The following is a 22,313-nucleotide window of genomic DNA, read 5'->3' on the forward strand; positions in this document are numbered from 1 at the left end:
CCCATTTCATACTCCTGTCATCTCAGTACCTTGCCTTTTTGTCATCCTAGTAGCTGACAACGTGATCCAGATTTTCCATAATGTCATCCTAGTAGCTGACACTGGGATTAAGAAAAGCAGCTAGTTTCAGCTACTCGAATGACAAGACTAGAAAGAAATGGGTGTCATCCCAGTGCTTGACACTGGGATCTAGAAAAATTTACAAAGCTTATGCTAAATTCAATGAGATTAAATGAAAACCAGCATCAAGTGCTGGAATGATACCTTACCTGAACAGATACATCACTAGCACGTTCGTTCACAATAACTTGAGAGAAGCTTACATCATTAATAACTGTATTTGCTCTATACAGATAACCGCATCCTATTGCAAGAAAAAGCAACGAAGTTGCAACAAGCGGAGTTGGGTTATCAACTGCGAAACATATACCAGCAGCAAGTACTCCAGATAACAAAGAAGCATAAGCATAATTAGTTTGTTTCCTTTTTTGAGCAACTTCTTCTACCTTTATGAACTCTGGTTCTATTATTTCCTTAACATGTCCTGCAATACAATTTCTTGGACTTTTGTTTTCATAGTTTTTAATATTAGGTTTGATATTTGGATGTGTAAGTAATATTTTTACCATGTCTACATTTTCCATCTCGCAAGCAATGTGTAAAGCTGTATTCTTTTTCTTCTTGCCGGTCTTAATTTCCTCCTCTGCACGAGCATAATCTTGAGGTATAAATCCTTCATTAAAAGCCTGAACAGACGAAATCTATAAAACCAAAAAGAAACTCTTTCTCTTTACTTTATGTTTTTTGGATATAGTTTTACGAAGAAGCGCTTCTGCAGCTATAACCGAAACAATCAATGGTGCTATAAATGCCCGTTTGAAAGCATGGTTTTGGGGGAAACGGTAAAGCCATTGATGGAGTTCTTTCTGGACTACCTCGTTTAGAAGATTGTATAACCTAACCGTCCCAAGCTGAAGTGCTTCTTATCATAATAGTATAGGAGGAATTTTATATGGCAGAAGCAAAAAGTAAATTAAAAATAATAAACCCTGACGCATCAGGGATTGATATTGGCTCGACTGTACATTATGTATGTGCACCTGAAGGAAGAGATGAACAACGTATCCAAAAATTTGGGTGCTTTACAGTAGATCTACACAACTTAGCAAAGTGGTTAAAAAAGTGTCAGGTTAGAACTGTGGCCATGGAGTCAACTGGAGTATATTGGATTCCCTTATTTCAAATATTAGAATCATATAAATTTGAGGTAAAACTAGTAAATGCGCGACATGTCAAAAATGTGCCTGGTAGAAAGTCTGATGTTCAGGATTGTCAATGGCTGCAACAATTGCACAGCTATGGACTGCTTCAAGGATCATTTAGACCGGATAATCAAATGTGTGTATTGCGTAGTTACGTTAGACAACGTGCTAATCTAATTGAAAATGCAGCTAAACATACTCAACGTATGCAAAAAGCGCTAATTCAAATGAATATTCAATTGCATAAGGTTATTAGTGATATCAACGGTTTAACAGGCATGAAAATTATTAAAGCAATAATTGAAGGAGAGAAAGACCCCCAAAAACTAGCTGAATTTAGAAATTCAAACATGAAGAATGACAAGCCTACTATAGCAAAAGCATTAACAGGAGACTATAGAGAAGAACACTTGTTTGCACTAAAACAAGAATATGCAGCATATACTTTTTTTCAAGAGCAAATAACGGAATGTGATAAAAGTATAGAGAGTTACTATAAAACATTTGAGGCAAAGTCAAATGAGAACAGGATGTTGAATAAAATACGAAAGCGGAAGCAGAAGAATGGTCCAGATTTTGCTGCGGATGAGGATTTAAATCGAATAACCGGGATAGATTTTACTAAAGTCCCGGGATTTGATGTATTAAGTGTACAAACTATCATTTCGGAAACAGGTATAAATCATAATAAATGGCCAACAGAAAAACATTTTTCTTCCTGGCTTGGATTAAGCCCTGCTAATAAAATTACAGGAGGAAAAATTGTTGGAACAGGAACTCGTAAAGTTATTAACCGCGCTGCGAATGCATTTCGAATGGCTGCCCATTGTGTGTTGAGAAGCAAAAGTGCAATAGGTGCATATAGTAGAAGGCTGAAAAAAAGGCTAGGAGCACCAAAAGCAATAACTGCGACAGCAAGGAAATTAGCATGTATCTTTTATCAAATGTTGAAATATGGACAAGAATATGTAGAGAAAGGAATAAACTATTATGAAACACTTTACAAAGAGAGAGTAGTCAAAAATTTGCTTAAAAAAGCAAAGGAATTTGGTTATATACTAATGAAAGAGGAGCCGATAGATGAAAAAGGTTCTTAGGAGTTTGTTAGAAGAATGAAGTACAGCATGAAATGAATAATCGATATTGAAATATAGCAATAACTATGTTAGTTAGAAGTTATATTGTTATTAAAGGGTAACTGTGGAAAAAAGTGTGAAATTGACTGAAGATAAAAAATTGGCCTCTGATATTCTAAAAGAGGTTGCAGATACTAATAATAACGATAATGATAAAGTAACATTATTTGATATTAAAATAGCTTTACATGAGCGTGGTTTTGGTATTTTAATAATCATCTTCTCTTTACCGCTATCAGTACCTATACCTGTTCCACCTGGCTATACAACCATTCTTTCTATACCTTTAATCTTATTTTCACTGCAGCTTCTATTTGGGTTTGATTCTCCTTGGATGCCTAATTGGCTAGAAAGGAAATCTTTTCAACGGTCAACACTAGCTCTCGTGGTAGAGAAAACTTCACCTATATTAAAAAAAATAGAAAAGTTCATGAAACCAAGAATGTCTTTCATTTTTCGTGGTCCTGGTGAAAATATTTTAGCATTTATAATGCTGCTTTGTGCATTATCGATAGCAATCCCACTTCCTTTAACTAACTTCATTCCTGCAATTGGTACAACTCTCATTTCACTGGGTATCATGAGCAAAGATGGATTTCTCTCTATAATCGGAGTATTAGTATCATTGTGTGGGTTATTACTTACTCTTGTCGTAATAGTTAAAGGACCACAGCTTATATTTGGAGCATTTTCTTTTCTAAAAAGCTTTGTATATGGTTAAGCTTTACAATACTTTAACAAAAAAAAAAGAGCCCTTTACACCGATCGACAAAGATCATATAAAAATGTACGTCTGCGGACCAACAGTATATGATACTGCACATATAGGAAATGCACGTTCTGTTGTTGTTTATGATGTATTATTTCGACTACTGAAATTTTGTTATGGCAAAGTTACTTATGTGCGTAATATAACCGACATCGATGACAAGATAATCAATGCAGCAAATAAGAAAAGTAGTAATATAGAAAGTATCAGCGCATATTATACCAAAGCTTTTCATGAAGATATGAGAAGCATAAATTGCGTAGAACCAACACATGAACCAAAAGCAACAGAAAATATAGACCAAATTATTGAGTTAATTGAATCTTTGCTGCATTCTGGTCATGCTTATGAATCAAATAAACATGTATATTTTAGTGTAGAATCTTACCCTGAGTACGGTGTTTTATCAGGGAAAAAAATTGATGAGTTGGATCATGGTAATAGAGTTGAAGTGGGTGAAAATAAAAAACACCCAGGAGACTTCGTACTTTGGAAACCTGCAAACGAAACTGACTATAAACTTTCAAGTCACTGGAATAGTCCATGGGGAGAGGGAAGACCAGGGTGGCATATAGAATGTTCAGCAATGTCATATGCTTACCTTGGCAAAGATTTTGATATTCACGGTGGCGGTATAGACTTGCAATTTCCTCATCATGAGAATGAAATTGCGCAGAGTAAATCTGCATTTGCTGGGTCAAAGTTTGCAAAATATTGGGTACACAACGGGTTTCTTACGGTAAATGAAGAGAAAATGAGCAAATCCTTATTTAATATAGTCAAAGTAAGGGATTTGTTAGATAGTGGAATAAAGGGTGAAGTAATACGTTATGCGCTGCTTAAAACTCACTACAGAAAACCACTTGATTGGACAGAAAATGTTATCTCTGAGTCGCAAGAAACTTTAAACAAGTTTTATCGGTTATTACGTAGTACATGTATTGAGGAAAGTGATGCAGAAGTCTCTAAAGATTTTATAGAGGCTTTGAAAAACGATTTAAACATTCCTGAAGCTGTAGCCATATTGCATGAAATGGCTACAGAAATCAATAAGACAAGTAATGAATGTGAGAGGCTCAAATTAACTAAGAAGTTTGTTAAAAGCGCAAGGTTCATTGGTATTCTTGAGTCAAGTTATCAAGAGTGGTTTGCAAGTGGTGTGAGTCATCAAGAAATAGAAAGGTTGATAGACTTAAGAAAAGTAGCAAAACAAAATAAAGATTATGATACTGCAGACAAAATAAGAGAGCAATTGAAACAAATGGGGGTTACAATTTCTGACAACGAAGATGGTACAACAACTTGGTATGGAAAATTATCTCCTATTGTTTATAGATAGCCTAGTATCATCGCTTATCTTACCCATACATCAAGGTTTTGTACTTTACACTATGTTATGCTTTAGGTCACATTACAATCCACTACTTATATTACTTTTTGGAGTATCGGGATCCAGTCTTGGTGGAATAGCTAACTGGTATTTAGGTAGAATAACAATTTTTATCAGAAGATCACATCACAAATTAGAGAATGAAGACAAAACACCAAAAATTGTAAGGCACCTACTGATTTGTGCAGTTGCATTGCTTTCGTGGGTACCAGCACTTGGAAGTGTGACTCAGATTTTATCCGGTTACTTCAAGTTAAACCTTTATATTCTTGTTCCCTTAATTATTTTATCTAACTTCCTCTGTTTGTTGTATCTAACGTTTACCATCTAACTAAACATCAATAAATAACTTTTCTTCTGGTCATATTGAGCTAAATTTCTTCTCCACACTACCTTTTAAAACGTTTTTATTAGTTTTTGTCATAATACGATCAAATACTCCTAATAACCTCTTAAATAAGCTTGGAGTGAGAGAAGAGATAGGATTAACAGATACGTTATTGTTTTTATCATCACCATTTGCTTTGTAGTCTATTGAAATAATCCCCCTACTCTTCCCACCAGTCAGAAGTTTTCCGATTATAGGGATTTTCAACAAAGATTTGTTAATTGAGTATGCCGGTATTACTTGTCCTTCAACCTGGAACTTATAATCCTTAGTATTGAGCGTACCACTAGTACTAATGCCCAGTTCCGCTCCTTCAAGCCAAGATTCTTCAATTTCAACAGTGCCATCTTTATATGAAAAAGGTACATTAAACTTATAAAAATGCACACCTTCGTTCTTTATAGCATTTACAATGCCAGGAAGTGAGGACATTGATAATAAAGTAGTAAGTAATGGAGCATCTTTGATATAGAAATTGCTGATAGATAACATACCATAATGTCCTCCATTTTCTCTCTTAGAAGATAGATAAAGAGAGAATTTGCCGTTTTTAACTGATTTACTAATCCCTAAAGAACGCAAAAGCATACCTGAATTATCCGCGTATATTTCAAGCCCTATTTCACTGTATTCTGCTAATATACTACTATTATCCTCTGAAAACTTTCCTGTAAATTGACTTCCACTGCAATCACCTTTAGCGCAAGTTACGTTCAGCTTGGCATCTTCTATGGTAATGCCTTCTTTCATAATTATATTGTCAACATTCATAGTAACTTCTATTTTGTTACTTAATCGATTACTATCTTTGCCAAGTAAACCTAACACATCACTTAAGTTGATTTTCTCACCGTGAATAGTTATGGCATCTTTCTCCTTACCTGATTCAATTTCTATACTAAAATCATTATCAGGTAATTTAAAATTGCTAGAATTTAAATATAGATTTCCATTTTCTACTCTTCCGCTAAATTTTATGTCTAGATCACTTCCTACAACGTCTAGTTTATCTATTAGTAACTTACCTGCTCCTTTTAGCCTTGTAGAAAATAAAACTTCATTGTGATCTTCAAAATGATTTTTCCATCCTAAGTAGCTTGAACGCAACTCAAGCTCTGATAAATCTATATTACCATTAACATATCCAGTCTTATCTTGATTTATCGCTGATTCTATATTTGCATTGATATAACCATCACCGAAATTAAGTATTTGAGCAGGTAAATCTCCAGTCAAACTCCAGGCAAAATTTTCATTTTTATTGCTACTTTTGAGGTCAAATAGCAGCTGTGTATTATTTACCATACCACTGCCATTTAAATCAATAAAATCTCTGCCGAAATCAAGCTTAATATCATACTTACCAAGACTTTCATTATATACGACCAAATTATCAATTTCAGAATAGAAATTTGCTGAGAAGTCCACTTTTTTACTATCACCATTTAGATTAAAAATACGAAAATTGAATATAGAATTTGCTATTCCACCTATTTTATCTCTTTCAAATTTTACCACATCATCCAGCTTAAATTTTATAGGCTCATATAACCCATAAGCATCACTTACAGCCTGACCATTAATGGTAAGAACAGAATCTTCTTTATTGAGAGAGTTCATTTCAATATGACCACTATTGATAGTAAAATTCTGAAACTTAGCTCTATTTACAATAATTTTGAGATTGTTATCCTTGAGAGTTAACTCACCGTTCAAGTTCTCTACTCGTTCAAAATCTTCATCAAATTGAACGCTGCCATTTTCTATATCAGCAACAATTACAATACCTGACAGATCATCATTTATTAAACTATCGATTTTACCGTTAAAACTTATGATTGTATTTATAATATTCCCATCAATATTATTACAATACCACTTTCTAAATTCATTGTTCACTAGACCATCTGGTACATAAGTACATAAATCTTTTGCAACAAGTTTACTAATATTAACTCTAAGCAAAGCATGATTTGTGCCAAAGTTCATTTTGCCAATCAAAGAAAGGTAAGTATCATTTAACTTAAAATGAAAGTTTTTTACGCTAATGATTTCATCACTATATGTCAAATTTACATTTACATTAGTCAAGGCTAAGTTTTTACCTGAGTGACTCTCTGTATTTAACACGTATATGTTTCCATCCATAACTTCATCCCTTCCATTAATTCTCATTGAGAAGTTCCCTTTGAACCCTATTTCTTTGTCCAAATTGTAACTTTTAACTAGTGTGGAAAACTCGTTAAATAGCCCCAACTTTAGGTTATAAAATGTTCCATACAAATTTAACAAATTATTGCGATTTTTTATCATAATAGATAAATCATCTAGAATCCCCTTTTTATCTTTTGTATGAACACGAATATCCAAAACATTAAAATTTTCCTCCTTTCCTAAATATACTTTATCAATGAAGAATTCACCTTCCATATTTTTATTGATAGCAATGTTAGTAATTTCAATTCTTGAGTCTGCATTTAAGTAGAAAAAAATTTTTCTTATTGTCTTCAGCAGATTTTTTGTACTACTCATCTTATCTGTCATTACAGATGTTGTTATTCCTCTGGTCTCTTCCTTCTTGATATATATGTGTACATTACCAGCTAAAACCTGAGAGAACTTTTTGGAACTTAACTTAAAGTGTACAAAAAGCTCAGGAACTTCTATGGTAAAGTCAGGATTTGTTATTTTTAAATCTGTAATGACTAGCTTGCCATCTTTCTGCCAAATAACCGAGGTACTCTCCATGCTGACATCCGAATTGGTAAATATCTTTGATATTTTTTTCTTTATATAAAAATTAATATAACTAATATTGATTTCTAAAGGACCTTCCCCTTTAAAAGGGATAAAGAAACAGAATATAAATAATAAAATTATAGAAAATGATAGAGCTATTTTTTTAAGCATCGATTATTGCTTTTCTTGCTAAACTGTCAGCTTCCTCATTGTATTTATCACCATTATGTGCTTTTACCCACTTCCAATTAATTTCGTGTTGCAAAGCAACATTATCCAATTCCTTCCATAATTCTATATTTTTTACTGACTTCTTATTACTTGTCTTCCAGCCGTTCATTTTCCACTTACTTATCCATTCTGTTATACCGCATTTAACATAGAGGCTATCCGTATACAAACTGATATTACAAGGAAATTTTAATACCTTCAGTCCATTGATCACTGCTGTTAACTCCATTTTATTATTTGTAGTATTTTCTTCTCTACCACAGATGTTCTTTCTATGATTTTGAAATAATATGATTGCTGCCCATCCCCCTAAACCAGGGTTACCAAGGCATGCTCCATCTGTATATATTGTCACTTCCTTTTTATTCATCTTTATTGTAGTGAATGAATTAAAGTATACCGTTACTTCTATGAAAATACTATTTTTATAGATATATAGGCAATTTAAGCCCCACCTTTAAATTTTATTATGGAAACAAAGAAAAGTGCTACAACTAGCATTATTAGAAGAGAAAGTAAAAGATAGTTTTTGTGTTCTTTCATAATCAAAACAAGTCAATAGAACAAAAAATAATACTAGCAAACAGAGAAAATAGATAGGAGATCGAATAAGAAAACAGCTTTCTCTGCGAGCTATGACTCTTAAGCCTTATAACTGATATGGCAAACCAAATAAAAACGCAACCTTCAATAATTGCCATACTCAGGTAAAATAGAGCCTTTTTCAAAAATAGTGCTGGGAGTAAGCTAGTTAACACCAATAATACACTATAAATTAATATACGTTTTCTTGTCTTTTCCGGTCCATGGATAATATTAAACATTGGAATTGATGCTTTTACATAATCCTTAGAACTATTTAGAGATAGAGCCCAAAAATGTGGTGGTGTCCACATAAAAATTATTAAAAATAGAATAAAACTTTCCCAACTTACAGAGTCAGTTACAACCGCCCAGCCAATCATTGGAGGAAAAGCACCTGCTGCACCACCGATAACGATATTCTGTGGAGTACGCCTTTTTAGCCAAATTGTATATACGAAAACGTAAAATAATATGCTAACTGCAAGTAAAGCAGCAGAAATATAATTTACTGCTATTGCCATGATAAATACTGACAATATTCCAAGAGTTATACCAAACTCAAGCGCGCTTTCTGCAAAAACTCTACCCGAAGGTATAGGACGACTTTTTGTCCTCTCCATAACCAAGTCTATATCTCTGTCATACCACATATTTATTGCACCTGCAGATCCTGAACCAAGAGCAATGCACATAAGAGATATTAGTGCAAGGAAAGGATGAATGCTACCTGGTGCAGCAACCATTCCAGCAACTGCAGTAAATACTACAAGATACATTATCCTTGGCTTTAGCAAATGCCAAAAATCTAATATTGTCGATTCAACGTTTAACAAAGCACTTATGTACACTTTATTTTACCACTGGTGGCTTTTCGAAAGTATGAAAAGGTGGTGGTGAAGATACCGTCCACTCTAAGGTATCACCCCCCCAAGGATTATCTCCAGTTTTTTTGCCCCACTTAAAGAGATGTATAACTATAAATACAAAAAATATAACTGAAACAAAGGACATATATGAACCAATTGAGGATATATAATTCCAAGGGATAAACGCGTCGGGATAATCAGGTATACGCCTTGGCATACCTGCTAATCCCAGGAAATGCTGGGGTAAGAAAGTGACATTGGTGCTAATAAAAGTGAGCCAAAAGTGTATCTTTCCTAAACACTCATTATATTGCTTACCTGACATTTTACCTATCCAATAATAAAAACCGGCGAAAGCTCCAAATAATGTAGCAAGCGACATGACATAGTGAAAGTGAGCAACGACATAATAGGTGTCGTGCAAGAGCTTATCTATTCCACCATGAGAAAGAATTATTCCCGTTATTCCACCGCCAACAAACATGAAAATAAAACCCAACGCAAATAGCATAGGGGTTTTAAACTCAATTGCTCCGCCCCACATAGTTGCAATCCAGCTAAAGACTTTTACACCAGTTATAACACCGATAAAAATTGTGGTAGTGCTAAAAAATGCAGCAGCGTCAGCACTAAGCCCAACAGTGAACATATGGTGAGCCCAAACCATAAAGCCAAATACTGCTATACCTATCATTGCATAAACCATTCCTATGTAACCAAATACAGGTCTGTGAGAAAAAGTTGATACAACCTGACTTATGATGCCAAATGCAGGAAAAATAATTACGTAAACCTCCGGATGACCAAAAAACCAAAACAGATGTTGAAATAACACAGGATCACCACCACCAGCAGGATCAAAAAAGGAAGTACCAATATTGCGATCAGTAAGAAGCATAGTTATAGCACCGGCAAGCACTGGTAAGGCAACAATCAGCATAAATGCTGTTAACAAGACAGACCAAACAAACAGTGGCATCTTAGTTAATGACATTCCTTTTGCGCGCATGTTAAATATAGTAACTATAAAGTTGATCGCCCCAACAATTGACGACATACCAGCAACATGAAGTGCAAGTATAGCAAGGTCAACTCCTGCACTTGGATGGGATATTACCTGTGATAAAGGTGGATATAAAGTCCAACCTGTACCTGGACCTTCACCAATAAACACTGAGAGAATGAGCAAAATAAAAGATGACACTAATAACCAAAAACTTAAATTATTCATACGAGGAAATGCCATATCTGGTGCACCAATCATGAGAGGTACAAACCAGTTACCAAATCCTCCCATGAGGGCTGGCATTATCATAAAAAACACCATTATCAACGCATGCCCTGTAACCATTACGTTATATAATTGATAATTATTGTTAAGTATATTAATGTGCATTAGCTGAGTGCGAATAATCACCGATAATAATCCACCAATAATTCCAGCTAATATGGAAAAAATAATGTACAGTGTCCCTATGTCTTTATGATTAGTGGAAAACAACCAACGCTTTATGCCCTTTGGTACATCACTCATATCTATACTCCAAATTTAACTCACTAATTTTCTATTTTCGATCCACTTATTAAAATCTTCTTTGCTTACTGCTTCAACAACAATTGGCATAAATCCATGGCCTTGACCACACAATTCGTAGCACTGCCCGTAATAAACACCTGGCTTTTTGACATTAAACCACGCCTCATTCAGCCTTCCTGGTATCGCATCAATTTTTACACCAAAAGCCGGCACTCCCCAACTGTGTATCACATCTCCTGCTGTAACTTGTAAACGAACGTTAGTATTAACGGGTAAAATGATGTTGTTATCAACAGAGAATAGCTTCAAATCCCCTTCAATAAAGTCATCTTTTCCCTTGATATAACTATCAAATGACACACCTTGATATTCTGGATATTGGTAGCTCCAATACCATTGATGGCCAATAACTTTTAGTGTTATGTCAGCTTTCGGTATTTCTTCCTGTAGCTTCAGTAATTTAGCGTTTTCAAAGGCTAATATTCCAACAATGATAGTTGGTATAACAAACCAAATAATTTCTAAAGGAACACTATGGGTAGTTTTACTTATGTTTGTTACTTTGCTTTTACGAAAGCGAAACGCTATATAAGCAAGCAGCACCCACACAAAAAGCATTATTGTAACCATCACAAGCATCACAAACGAATGTGACCTAACTACAGCCTCCATTACTTCAGTTGCAGGAGCAGGAAATCCAAATTGCCAGGAAGTAGGAGCAGAGGCAACAGATATATTTGAGTAAAATATTATCAATAGTGCAAATAACTTCACCATATTTTTTGCTGTAAAACTAACTATATAATAGTATATATATAAACTTACTATGCAAACAAAGATTATAGGATATACACAAGTGTTTTGCTAAATATTGAATCAAAAGTAAATGATGATTAATGTTTTTTTAGCATTTAATAAATATAATAATACGATACTAACTTGAGGAAAAAGCATTTACATGAATCTATTTTAAGTTAAGTATTTACTTTAAGGAAATTCTATAATAAGTTTAATAGTGTCTGTTATTGCTAATAACCCTCTAGCCTCACACCTAAAAGCAGTAACAGACACTATTAAACTTTAGGTAAGTTTGTCTATTTATAATTCATTAAGGTAAAAATCTTACTAATTCCTTTAATTCTATTATACAGCTGAGTTTACTAATTAACCTTTAATGTTTACATTAGCATTTGCATCTTAAATCAAAGATTTACATATTATAGAAAATAATTATAAAATAATACACTACTTGTGTGTAAATTTTTTTGCATATCAAACTCTGTAAACAAATTTTTTAGAAAAGCCAAATAAATTATCTCTCTATGAAAGATCTATCGAATGTTGCAATTATAGGTGTAAACAAGAACGATAAAAGAGTGCGGGATTGAGTAACTATATATACCTCTACTGGCATACCAGGATATAGGTATACGTTTTTAAATTGAGCAAGTTCTGATTTTGGTATCACCACTCGCACTGAATAATAACGCCCCATCCTTGGATCATCAAGAGCATCAGGGGAAATATGGTTTACTATACCGTTAATTAAACTTAAGCGACGTGCACTATAAGCGCTCAGCCTTACTTTAACTTTCAGCCCTTCTAGTCCATCGATAGAGACTATATTGCTATCTTTCTTTTTTGCTGACAGTATCTCTTCTATGTTTCTGGTTAGAACTTTAGCATCTATTATTAGATCATCATCTGATGGTACTATACTCATGATTGGAACTCCAGATTGTATAACACCACCTTCAGTGTGGTATCTTATATCTGTAACTATACCATCTTGAGGTGATTTAATTATTGTACGTGCTAACGAATCTTCAGCAACCATCAGCCTCTCTTTTAAGTCTGCAATAGATGTATTAACTTCCTTAAGCTCAGCATTTGCTCTTTCTTGAGCATCATTCTTCACATTTATAATCTCTAACTCATTTTCTCCAATCTTTTGCTGTACTTGAGATATTGCAGAACGGTAATGCCCAACTCTACCCTCAATGTCAGCAAACTGTTTTTCTAAAGCTAAAATGTGAGGTTTGCTTATATGGCCACTATCAAGTAATTGTCTTTTTGTTTCTAACTCCTCAGTTATCAAGTCATATTGCTTATGGGCTGCATTTAGTTGAAAATTTAGCCCTGCTAATTCATCATTTAACTGCTTTATACGTTGTTGCAGTATGTCAGTTTTTCCTAATATACTCTTTCTCTGAGAGTTGAACAACTTTACCTGATTCTTTATCGCTTTATTTACAAATTCATCGTTAGATAATCTTTTAACCTCATCAGAAAATTCTAGCGTATCTAAGTCTCCCCTAATTGCAATAAGTCTTGCTTCAGTTGCCAAAAACGATAAGAGTTTTTCTTTAATTATACTCAAATTTGCCTTTTCGTTAACATCACTTAATAAAACTAAAGGCTCATCTTTCTTAACTGCCTGACCTTCTTTTACTAAAATTTTGCTTATTATTCCCCCACCCAAGTGTTGCACTATTTTTCTATTTGAAGAGACAATAACTTCTCCACTTGCATGCACTGCTCCGTCAATTGGAGCTATAGCTGACCAAATACCACCTATTCCAAAAAAGATGAATATCACCACTAAACCAAAAAATAGTGGTCCCCATGTGACTTTTAGGACTTCATTTACGTTATTACTCTCACGTTTAAAAATAAAATTTATCATCGCATCAATCCATGCGAACGTCTTATCCAAAAATTGATATTTCTTCTTTCTATTTCCTGCCCTTTGCACATCTATATCATCACTACCAATCAGGCCTGTCAAAGAAAGTCCAGCACTAAGCTTTTTTAACTTACTCATTATAATGCTACTGCGAATTCTTGTTAACCAGGATAACACACAAAAACAAAGAATCTATACCTTAAGTACTTTACTTAGACTATGGAACATCAGAATAAACTATTTAGTAACAATTCTTATACTCCATTCAATGGTTCAGCATTAGGCTAGAAAATCAAAAAGGTTTTACAATAACCATAATAACTATAATTATTATTAACACTGTTACTGCTTCGTTTAAAACACGAAAATAAACGTGAGTTTTCTTATTCAAGCCCACTGCAAAATTTTTCCTATGTTTTGCAAGTAGGACATGAATAGCAAACATTAAGAATAATGCTAGCGCTTTTACATGAAACCACCCTTCGCGATATGCTTCCCTAATAATCATTAGCATAATTCCAAAACTAAGGGAGAAAAGCATTGCAGGGTTTATGATATATCTAAGGAGTCTCTTCTCCATTATTTGAAGTAAGCTGTCATTTTCTGACCCTGGTTTTACAGATGCATGGTAAACATAAAGCCTTGGCAAATAGAGCATACCTGCCACCCACATAATTACAGAGATAACGTGAAAAGCTTCAAGCCAGTGATAGTAGTCCATATAGATAGTATTATAAAATGTTAGAAATTTCTGGTATGATCTCAATTTAATAAAAGAAAGTCAATATGAAAGCAAAAAATTTCACTAAAGAACAGGTGATTGGATTCTACAGAAAAATGCTTCTCATACGCAGATTTGAGGAAAAAGCAGGACAATTATACGGAATGGGATTAATAGGCGGATTCTGTCACTTATCAATAGGGCAAGAAGCAGTTGCAGTTGGGACTCAAGCTGCATCAAAATCTGGTGATGCTTTTATCACAAGCTATAGAGACCATGGCTTAATGCTTGCATGTAATTCTGATCCGAATGTTGTGATGGCAGAACTAAACGGCAAAGAAACAGGGTGTTCAAAAGGTAAAGGTGGCTCCATGCACATATTTGATGTTGAAAAAAATTTCTTTGGTGGACATGGAATAGTAGGTGCACAAGTCCCAATTGGTACAGGAATAGCATTTGCTAATAAATACAAGAAAAAAGATAACGTTGTATTCACATATTTTGGTGACGGTGCTGCAAATCAAGGACAAGTATATGAATCATTTAATATGGCATCTTTGTGGAAGTTACCTGTGGTTTATATCATAGAAAATAACGAATACGCAATGGGAACTTCTGTGCAAAGATCAACTTTAGTAACTGAACTATATAAAAGAGGAGAGAGTTTTGGTATTCCTAGAAAACAAGTTGATGGAATGGATTTTTTCTCTGTCTATGAGATAACAAGTGAAATAGCTGAGCACGTACGTGGGAGAAAAGGACCTCTCTTGCTTGAAATGAAGACATATAGATATCGTGGCCATTCGATGTCAGATCCTGCTACTTATCGCTCAAAAGAAGAAGTTGAAGATATGAAGCAAAATCATGATCCTATAAGCACCTTAAAGCAGTATATAACAGACAATAAAATCGCTTCTGATGAAGAATGCAAAGCTATTGATAAGGAAATACGAGATTTAGTAAAAAAGTCAGAAGATTTTGCTAAAAATAGTAAAGAGCCATGCATTGATGAACTATATACTGATGTTTATAAATTTGTTAGCTAATCAGTTGCCATCAAAATTATGTTTTGGCCTACTATAGATATTTTTTGGCAGCACTTAACTTTATTATATAACAGCCTAGTCAATAGAAACTGTAGTAACTCTTATATTATTGATATACACCGCTCTTGGATCATAGGTTAAATGAGTTTTATTTGACTTTTTGTGCTAGTTTGCAGAATATAAAGTTATTAATTGAATAAAATACATGACAAAAGAAAACTGGGAGACAGTAATTGGACTTGAGGTACACGCTCAGGTTTCTTCTAAGACAAAGCTATTTTCTAGTTCACTAACGGAATTTGGCACTGAGCACAATACTCAAGTTTCTCTAGTTGATGCGGCAATGCCAGGTACATTGCCAATATTAAATTATAGCTGCATAGAGCAAGCAATATGCACCGGACTTGCAATTTCTGCAGAAATTAATAAATGCTCTTACTTTGACCGGAAAAATTATTTTTATCCCGATTTACCACAAGGTTATCAAATAACCCAGTTCTTTGAGCCAATAGTTAAAAATGGCAAAGTTTTTATCAATAATAATGAAAAAGAAATAAGAATCGCAAGAATTCACTTAGAGCAAGATGCAGGAAAGAGTATTCATGAAGAAAGCAAAACTTACATAGATTTAAATCGTGCAGGTGTTGCTTTAATGGAAATTGTTTCAGAGCCAGATTTTCGTTCATCTGCAGAAGCTGCAGAATTCATGAAAAAATTGAGGCAGATTTTGCGTTACATCGGTTCATGTGATGGTGATATGGAAAAGGGGTCACTTCGCTGTGATGCAAATGTTTCTGTTCGCCCAAAGGGCAGTAGCACATTTGGCACTCGTTGTGAAATAAAAAACTTAAATTCAATACGTTATATTGTACAAGCTATAGATTATGAAGCACAAAGGCAGATCAAAATTTTGGAAAGCGGAGGAGAAATAAGTCAAGATACCTTATTGTTTGATGTCACTTTAGGAAAAACAAAAGTGATGAGAAGCAAAGAAGATTCAAGTGACTATAGATATTTCCCTGAACCTGATTTACTACCTGTTGAAATAAGCCAAGACAAAATTGATTCTATTAAATCATCTTTACCCGAGTTGCCAGATCAAAAAAAACTTCGATACATAGAGGAATTAGGTATAAATGAATACGATGCAGACGTTATCACTTCTGATAAAGAAATTGCTGATTATTTTGAAAAATTAGCAAAAAAGCATGATTCAAAGATTGCAGTTACCTGGTTAACCGTCGAACTTTTCGGTCGTTTAAATAAAACAAATATTGATATTGTTAGCTCTCCAATTAAAGCAGATGCTTTATCCGAACTCCTCGACTTTATCGTCGATGGAACGATCTCTGCTAAACTTGGTAAACAAGTTTTTGATATTATGTTTGAAACTGGAAAGCCTGCATCCCTTATTATAGAAGAGCAGGATCTCAAGCAAATAACTGACACATGTCAAATCTCAGAGGTAATAGATACAATCATCAATAACAACCAAGATAAAGTTCAAGAATATAAGGGTGGTAAAACAAGATTGTATGGATTCTTTGTTGGTGAAGTTATGAAATCTACCAAAGGAAAAGCTAGCCCTGATGTCGTAAACTTGATTTTGAGTGAAAAATTAAAATTGAGTGCCTAGGTGTACGATCCCAGATCTTTTGCTATTTGCTTGACTTGTTTCTTTACATAGCTTCTAATTTAAATTCTGCTGTCTATTCTATTCACAACCTTTTGCAAAACGCTTTGCTTTCTCTCTGCTGGTCACTATTGCTTATATAAAGCAAGTATAGTACTGAATGATGTTGCAAGCACTCAGTTCGGCAATATTATCGATTTAAGACGAAGTTAAGATTTTGATTTTTTATTCAAACTCTTCTGAAAGTTTTTATACATATTGAAGACATCTTGATAATTTAGGTGAGTGTAAACTTGAGTAGTTTCAAGGCTTGAATGGCCAAGCAGCTGTTGTATTGATCTTATATCAATATCTTTCTGAAGCAAATGAGTAGCAAAACTATGGCGAAATGCATGTGGAGATAAAATTTCTGGTAAGTTTAAAAATCTTCTTATTTTTTGCAAACGATTAGCAACATAAGTTCTTCCCAATTTTTTTCCTCTTACCCCCACAAAAAGATGTCCCGCTTCGTCAAAGTGGGGACAAGCTTTTATATATTTTTGTATACACTTTTTTACTACTGGAAGAATAAATACCTGCCTTTGTTTATCTCCCTTACCTGTTACTATTAAACTTTCATTGCTAATATCACTAACCTTAAGATTCAATGCTTCAGTGATTCTTAAACCCGTACCATATAGCAGAACGACAATTGCAATTTCTCTTTTTACCACCCAAGGCTCGCCTAGATCAGGCAATTTCATTTCTTTCAATAGAGTTTCTATGTTAGATATTGAAAGTGCTTTAGGTAGAGTTCTTCTCTGAATTGGCCTTGATAAAGAAAATACCGCTTCATTATTTATTTCATAATTGTTTTTTATATATTTGAAAAAATTTCTGATTACTGATAATGCGCGAGTGTTAGATCTCGCATTTACACCTCTTGTATAACGAGAGGTAAACCAACTTCTCAGTTCAGGTATGCTTAATTTTTCTAAAGAGCCAACATTTACTTCTTCACCAATGTGAGTATTTAGGAAACTTATAAGATCTTTGAGGTCCCTCATGTATGACTCCAAAGTGTTTGGTGAGTAAGACCTGTTGTACTTTAGCCAATCATACCATTTTTCAATGATTGAACCGAGGTCCACAGTTACTTTTTAAAGAAAGCATCGATGCACGCATCCCTAAAGGCTTCATTTATATCAGGATGAGAGTGACAAATTCTGTATATATCCTCTGCTGCTGCACCATATGCCATTGCAACCGCTGCTTCATTGATTAGCGTATCAGCGTATGCTCCTATGATATGTACACCGAGTATTGTATCTGCTTTGCTACAAGTCAGAACTTTCACGAATCCCTCAGCATCGTCAGTGACTTTTGCTCTACCGTTTGCAGCAAATTGACATTTACCAACTTTATACTTTCGACCAGCACTTTTTAGTTCTTCTTCAGTTTTACCGATTGAAGAAACTGCAGGGTGGGTGTAAATGACTGACGGTATGATTTCATAATCAACGTGAGGCAATTGCCTTGCTAGTATCTCTGCAACTGCCACCCCTTCTTCCTCAGCTTTGTGAGCAAGCATTGCTCCACCAATCACATCACCAATAGCAAATATTCCTTTCACATTAGTTTCATATCTGTTGTTAACTTGAACGAAACCACGATTATCTTTTTCCATTTTTTCATCAATACCAAGACCATCAGTACATGGTTTGCGTCCTGCTGCCACCAATACCTTATCCGCCTCTATAGTGTTTATTTGATTATCTTTTACAGAGCAAACTTTCACACTCAAAGAGTTACTACTTTGTTTTATCTCTTCAACTTTGGTGCTGAGTAAAAATTTTATTCCCTGCTTTTGTAGACTAGAAAGTAAAGACTTACTTAGTTCGCTATCCATTGCTGCAGCGATTCTATCAAAAAACTCTACTACAGTAACTTCAGAGCCTAGCCTATTCCACACAGAAGACATTTCAAGTCCTATTGCCCCAGCTCCAATTACAACAAGTTTTTTTGGTACTTCAGTTAAAGACAATGCACCAGTTGATGAAATGATATTTTTCTCATCAATATCAATTCCTGGTAGAGAACTAACATCAGAACCAGTTGCAATTACTATATTTTTTGCCTTCAGTACCTTACCTTCAACTGAAACTTCAAGGTTGTCTTGATCAAAAGAAGTAATTTTTCCAAGTCCATTGATCTTAGTAATTTTGTAAAGGTTAAACAGATATTCTATGCCTTTTCCAAGTTCTTGAACTCTAGCGTCTTTATAGCCTAGCATTTCTTTCAAATCGAGACTTACATCCTTAACTTTTATGCCAAGTTTTGATAGATTATTTTTCGCGCTAGCATACTGATAAGAGGAATGGAGTAATGCTTTTGATGGTATACACCCAACTCGCAAACACGTGCCACCAAAAATGCTATTTTTGTCTATACAAGCAACTTTGAGTCCAAGTTTTGCAGCAGCAATAGCGCATTTGTAACCACCTGGACCACCACCTATAATAATCAAATCATAATCAGTCATAAAAAACAAACCTATTTTCTAAAGAATAAACACCATTTCCTTCAGTCGTTATATACATCTTACCATGGGTAAATACTGGAGCATGAAACACATTACCAGGTATTTTAATTACCCTTCCTGTACTTTCAGATCCAGGAAAAACAAATATTGAACCTTTATTACTTGTTACCCAAAGCGTATGGGCATACATAATTGGAACAAACAATTGCACATTCTCTATAAAATCAGATGTCCAAACTGTTTCTCCACTTTGTATGTCGATGCCAATTACCTTATTATCTTTAGTCACCATGAAAATTCTTCCGCCTTCTTTTTGTTTCTCTGCAGGAATAAGAGGGCTATAATATGACTCAATGTTTGATATACTTTTTACTTGTAGTGGCCTTGACCATAAAATATTTCCTGAGTTTACGTCAATGCTATAAATATAAGAGTTGCTCGTAGCTATTAAGATATTATCGTGTACTCTAGGCGTAGTAGTTACATCTGTAAGCTGTGTATCTAAAAGATTTGTAGCTAATTTTTGGCTCCATAGTTTTTTACCTTCTTCATTAAAAGCTATTAACGCACCATTTGAAAATGGTGCCATTATTTTATCATTAGAGACTGCTGGTGAGATGGAATATAAACCTCGAACCTCATTTATACCATTTTGATAAGCCCAAATGGGGCTGCCATCTTTTATATCAAATGCATGTAGATAGTTATCAATAGTCAATACTACCAACTTATTGTTTATTACTATTGCTTTCCCTCTTGCCGGAGCTCTTAATTCTTTTTCCCATTGAATCTCCCCTGTTTTCGCATCTATTGTGTGTAGAATGTTATCCACTACAAAGAAAACATTTTCTTTGTAGCTCGATAAACTCATATTACCAATTTTTTTCCTACTTGAGAGGTATAATTTCCAATTTATAACTCTTGGGTTATCGATATCAAAGGAATATAAGGTACCGTGCTTGTCTGGTAAAATAACGCTATTTTCTGTAAGTATTGGAGCTACATATCCTTGAGATAATTTTTTATCTACTAAACTTATTCGTTCGCTTGCCATTGTATAGTTACTATACAATAACATTATCATGACAATTATTATTTTCATTATTTAGTGAAAACAAGATTCATTAATATACATACTAGAAACGTAAATCACAACGAAAATGTTCTTAATTGTGGATCAAAAGCATTAACGTAATGTCATGCCATTATGTAAAGATTCTCTTACTGTAATAATTTTTATCAAGTATTGATAAAAACACATTTCGATAGCCCAGACTAACGCTGTCAGTAATATTACCATAATATGAAATGGAAATGTACGCAGCATTTTCACGATGAAAGATATTGTTGTAATGTCATTCATTTAAACTATGCATATCAATTTGAAAAATGTACATTGTCTTATGCTATAGTACCTAAAAATAAATGCTCAACATACAAAATAACGCTTCACTTTGCAGGCAATGGATATTCTTGGCAGTACTTGCTCTTGCTTGTTCTGGACTGCTGTCAATAATTGTTATTTTTCTACGATTGCCTTTTATTTCTTCTCTCATTCCTTCTGCACAATATATCTTTGATAATGCACTGGTGATACACGTAAATTTGTCAATTTTGGTATGGATGTGCTCTATAATATCTCTGCTCTTCATCATAAACTTAAAAAACACCAATCATTGGTTTAACTTCTCATGGATTCTCTCAATCCTTTCCATGCTGCTAATGTTTATATCTGCATTTGTTCCAAATACTGAAGTTATCAAAAGTAACTATATACCTGTATTACAAAACAAATTATTTTTACTTGGACTCAGTCTTTTCATTACCAGCATATTGATAAATACAGCTCTAGCCTACATATCAAATAAACAAGACTCATATCTTTCAATCGGACAAATTGGCCTGGTCATTATACTTGTGTCATCATTTCTTTGTGTTGTTTTAGCACATAAAAATATGCCTCCAGGTCTATATCACTCGGACAAGAATTTATTTTATGAATATCTCTTTTGGGGAGGCGGACATTTACTGCAGTTTGCCTTTGCTCAAGCAATGTTTTTAGTTTATTTGATCATACTGAATGCTCGCTATATTAGTCTAAATAAAATTACCATTTTACCACTATTTATAAACACAGTTTTGACCGTAGGTGCGCCGTTTATATACTTTATTTATTCGTCGGATAGTGCTGAATTGATACAGTTTTTACCTGGCATATGAGAATTGCTGGAGCAGTTCTGCCGTGCTTTTTAACAATATTAGTGTATTGCAACATAAAAACTCTACTCAATGATAAGGGCAATTATCTTCTCCACTCGTTTGTATTGTTCATTTATGGAGGTGTGCTTGGAGTGCTAACTATTGAAGGAAATGTCACTATCCTTGCGCATTATCACGGTTCTGTGGTTGGTATTACTATAGCTTTTATGAATTTTGTCTACTGGCTGTTACCAAAATTGGGCTGTAAAGAAATAAAAAGCTCCATAGTAAGATTACAGATTTACGCTTACAGTTTGGGACATTTTCTCCATATTACTGGCCTTGTTTGGCTTGGTGGATATGGTGCCTTAAGAAAAGTTGCAGATCTGCCAAGTATTTCATCAATGTTGGCACGTGCTTGTTTTATTACGGGTGGAGCTATATCAGTTATTGGTGGAATGTTATTCATAATAATTGTGATGTTACATCTTCTTAAAGGCAAGGCTCGTACCAACTAACCCACAGAAACAAAATTAAAAATTTTAGTGTAAAATTACTATATTTACTTTGTACTATGGCTCAAACAACCTGCTTCAAATTTGGA

The 22,313-nt window shown here is 34.2% G+C and carries 19 protein-coding genes and 1 pseudogene; 7 read left to right on the top strand and 13 right to left on the bottom strand.

What is annotated here, in order from left to right; translation table 11 throughout:
• Positions 1 to 245 precede the first annotated feature (245 nt).
• Positions 246 to 644, bottom strand: a complete 399-nt coding sequence (locus tag AAGD63_RS02415) for a hypothetical protein (RefSeq protein ID WP_341813693.1) — start codon at positions 642 to 644, stop codon at positions 246 to 248.
• Between the two features lie 368 nt (positions 645 to 1,012).
• Between AAGD63_RS02415 and AAGD63_RS02420 the strand changes: the two genes are divergently transcribed.
• From AAGD63_RS02420 to AAGD63_RS02435, 4 genes are all read left to right on the top strand, one after another.
• Positions 1,013 to 2,359 (top strand): IS110 family transposase, encoded by a 1,347-nt coding sequence (locus AAGD63_RS02420; protein ID WP_341813694.1) that lies wholly within the window; start codon positions 1,013 to 1,015, stop codon positions 2,357 to 2,359.
• A 103-nt stretch (positions 2,360 to 2,462) separates the two neighbouring features.
• Positions 2,463 to 3,119: an exopolysaccharide biosynthesis protein gene (locus AAGD63_RS02425; RefSeq protein WP_341813695.1), complete on the top strand. Its 657-nt coding sequence runs from the start codon at positions 2,463 to 2,465 to the stop codon at positions 3,117 to 3,119.
• Positions 3,112 to 4,506, top strand: coding sequence for a cysteine--tRNA ligase (gene cysS, locus AAGD63_RS02430; RefSeq protein ID WP_341813696.1), 1,395 nt, complete (start codon positions 3,112 to 3,114; stop codon positions 4,504 to 4,506). Before AAGD63_RS02425 ends, cysS begins: the two co-directional genes overlap by 8 nt.
• Complete coding sequence (locus AAGD63_RS02435) at positions 4,475 to 4,888, top strand: DedA family protein (protein ID WP_319606761.1); 414 nt, start codon at positions 4,475 to 4,477, stop codon at positions 4,886 to 4,888. The genes cysS and AAGD63_RS02435 overlap by 32 nt, the downstream gene beginning before the upstream one ends.
• A 30-nt stretch (positions 4,889 to 4,918) precedes the next feature.
• Here AAGD63_RS02435 and AAGD63_RS02440 read toward each other — a convergent pair whose 3' ends face one another.
• From AAGD63_RS02440 to hemJ, 7 genes are all read right to left on the bottom strand, one after another.
• Positions 4,919 to 7,855 carry an AsmA-like C-terminal domain-containing protein gene (locus AAGD63_RS02440; protein ID WP_341813697.1) on the bottom strand — a complete coding sequence of 979 codons (2,937 nt, stop codon included), beginning with the start codon at positions 7,853 to 7,855 and terminating at the stop codon, positions 4,919 to 4,921.
• Positions 7,848 to 8,285: a ribonuclease HI gene (gene rnhA, locus AAGD63_RS02445; RefSeq protein ID WP_006013851.1), complete on the bottom strand. Its 438-nt coding sequence runs from the start codon at positions 8,283 to 8,285 to the stop codon at positions 7,848 to 7,850. Before rnhA ends, AAGD63_RS02440 begins: the two co-directional genes overlap by 8 nt.
• 175 nt (positions 8,286 to 8,460) lie before the next feature.
• Entirely contained in the window at positions 8,461 to 9,348 is an 888-nt protein-coding gene (locus AAGD63_RS02450) for a heme o synthase (protein ID WP_006013853.1), read from the bottom strand.
• 1 nt (position 9,349) lies between these two features.
• Positions 9,350 to 10,900, bottom strand: a complete 1,551-nt coding sequence (gene ctaD, locus AAGD63_RS02455; protein WP_341813698.1) for a cytochrome c oxidase subunit I — start codon at positions 10,898 to 10,900, stop codon at positions 9,350 to 9,352.
• Positions 10,901 to 10,915: 15 nt separating this feature from the next.
• Entirely contained in the window at positions 10,916 to 11,680 is a 765-nt protein-coding gene (gene coxB / locus AAGD63_RS02460; protein WP_341813699.1) for a cytochrome c oxidase subunit II, read from the bottom strand.
• A gap of 535 nt (positions 11,681 to 12,215) precedes the next feature.
• Positions 12,216 to 13,727, bottom strand: a complete 1,512-nt coding sequence (locus AAGD63_RS02465) for an HlyD family type I secretion periplasmic adaptor subunit (RefSeq protein ID WP_341813700.1) — start codon at positions 13,725 to 13,727, stop codon at positions 12,216 to 12,218.
• Positions 13,728 to 13,881: 154 nt separating this feature from the next.
• Entirely contained in the window at positions 13,882 to 14,310 is a 429-nt protein-coding gene (gene hemJ, locus AAGD63_RS02470) for a protoporphyrinogen oxidase HemJ (protein WP_012481732.1), read from the bottom strand.
• Between the two features lie 65 nt (positions 14,311 to 14,375).
• Between hemJ and pdhA the strand changes: the two genes are divergently transcribed.
• Together pdhA and gatB are read left to right on the top strand one after the other, a co-directional pair.
• Complete coding sequence (pdhA, locus tag AAGD63_RS02475; protein ID WP_341813701.1) at positions 14,376 to 15,356, top strand: pyruvate dehydrogenase (acetyl-transferring) E1 component subunit alpha; 981 nt, start codon at positions 14,376 to 14,378, stop codon at positions 15,354 to 15,356.
• Positions 15,357 to 15,561: 205 nt separating this feature from the next.
• Positions 15,562 to 16,992, top strand: a complete 1,431-nt coding sequence (gene gatB, locus AAGD63_RS02480) for an Asp-tRNA(Asn)/Glu-tRNA(Gln) amidotransferase subunit GatB (RefSeq protein WP_341813702.1) — start codon at positions 15,562 to 15,564, stop codon at positions 16,990 to 16,992.
• 206 nt (positions 16,993 to 17,198) lie between these two features.
• Here gatB and AAGD63_RS02485 read toward each other — a convergent pair whose 3' ends face one another.
• The 5 genes from AAGD63_RS02485 to AAGD63_RS02505 form a co-directional block, all read right to left on the bottom strand.
• Positions 17,199 to 18,119 carry a tyrosine-type recombinase/integrase gene (locus AAGD63_RS02485; protein WP_341813703.1) on the bottom strand — a complete coding sequence of 307 codons (921 nt, stop codon included), beginning with the start codon at positions 18,117 to 18,119 and terminating at the stop codon, positions 17,199 to 17,201.
• 2 nt (positions 18,120 to 18,121) lie between these two features.
• The gene (gene lpdA, locus AAGD63_RS02490; protein ID WP_264720147.1) at positions 18,122 to 19,510 is read right to left on the bottom strand and encodes a dihydrolipoyl dehydrogenase; all 1,389 of its coding nucleotides are present in this window, start codon (positions 19,508 to 19,510) and stop codon (positions 18,122 to 18,124) included.
• A complete protein-coding gene (locus AAGD63_RS02495) occupies positions 19,503 to 20,612 on the bottom strand; it encodes a PQQ-binding-like beta-propeller repeat protein (protein WP_341813704.1) in 1,110 nt (369 codons plus the stop codon). The genes lpdA and AAGD63_RS02495 overlap by 8 nt, the downstream gene beginning before the upstream one ends.
• An 84-nt stretch (positions 20,613 to 20,696) precedes the next feature.
• Positions 20,697 to 20,873: a hypothetical protein gene (locus AAGD63_RS02500; RefSeq protein ID WP_341813705.1), complete on the bottom strand. Its 177-nt coding sequence runs from the start codon at positions 20,871 to 20,873 to the stop codon at positions 20,697 to 20,699.
• 52 nt (positions 20,874 to 20,925) lie between these two features.
• Positions 20,926 to 21,123: a hypothetical protein gene (locus AAGD63_RS02505; protein ID WP_341813792.1), complete on the bottom strand. Its 198-nt coding sequence runs from the start codon at positions 21,121 to 21,123 to the stop codon at positions 20,926 to 20,928.
• On the opposite strand from AAGD63_RS02505, the pseudogene AAGD63_RS02510 reads away from it, so the two are divergent.
• Positions 21,032 to 22,227, top strand: a pseudogene (locus AAGD63_RS02510) (cbb3-type cytochrome c oxidase subunit I). The gene AAGD63_RS02505 and the pseudogene AAGD63_RS02510 overlap by 92 nt on opposite strands.
• The last annotated feature ends 86 nt before the right edge of the window (positions 22,228 to 22,313 follow it).

It is taken from the genome of Wolbachia endosymbiont (group B) of Germaria angustata, from assembly GCF_964026725.1.
GTDB lineage: Bacteria > Pseudomonadota > Alphaproteobacteria > Rickettsiales > Anaplasmataceae > Wolbachia > Wolbachia pipientis_C.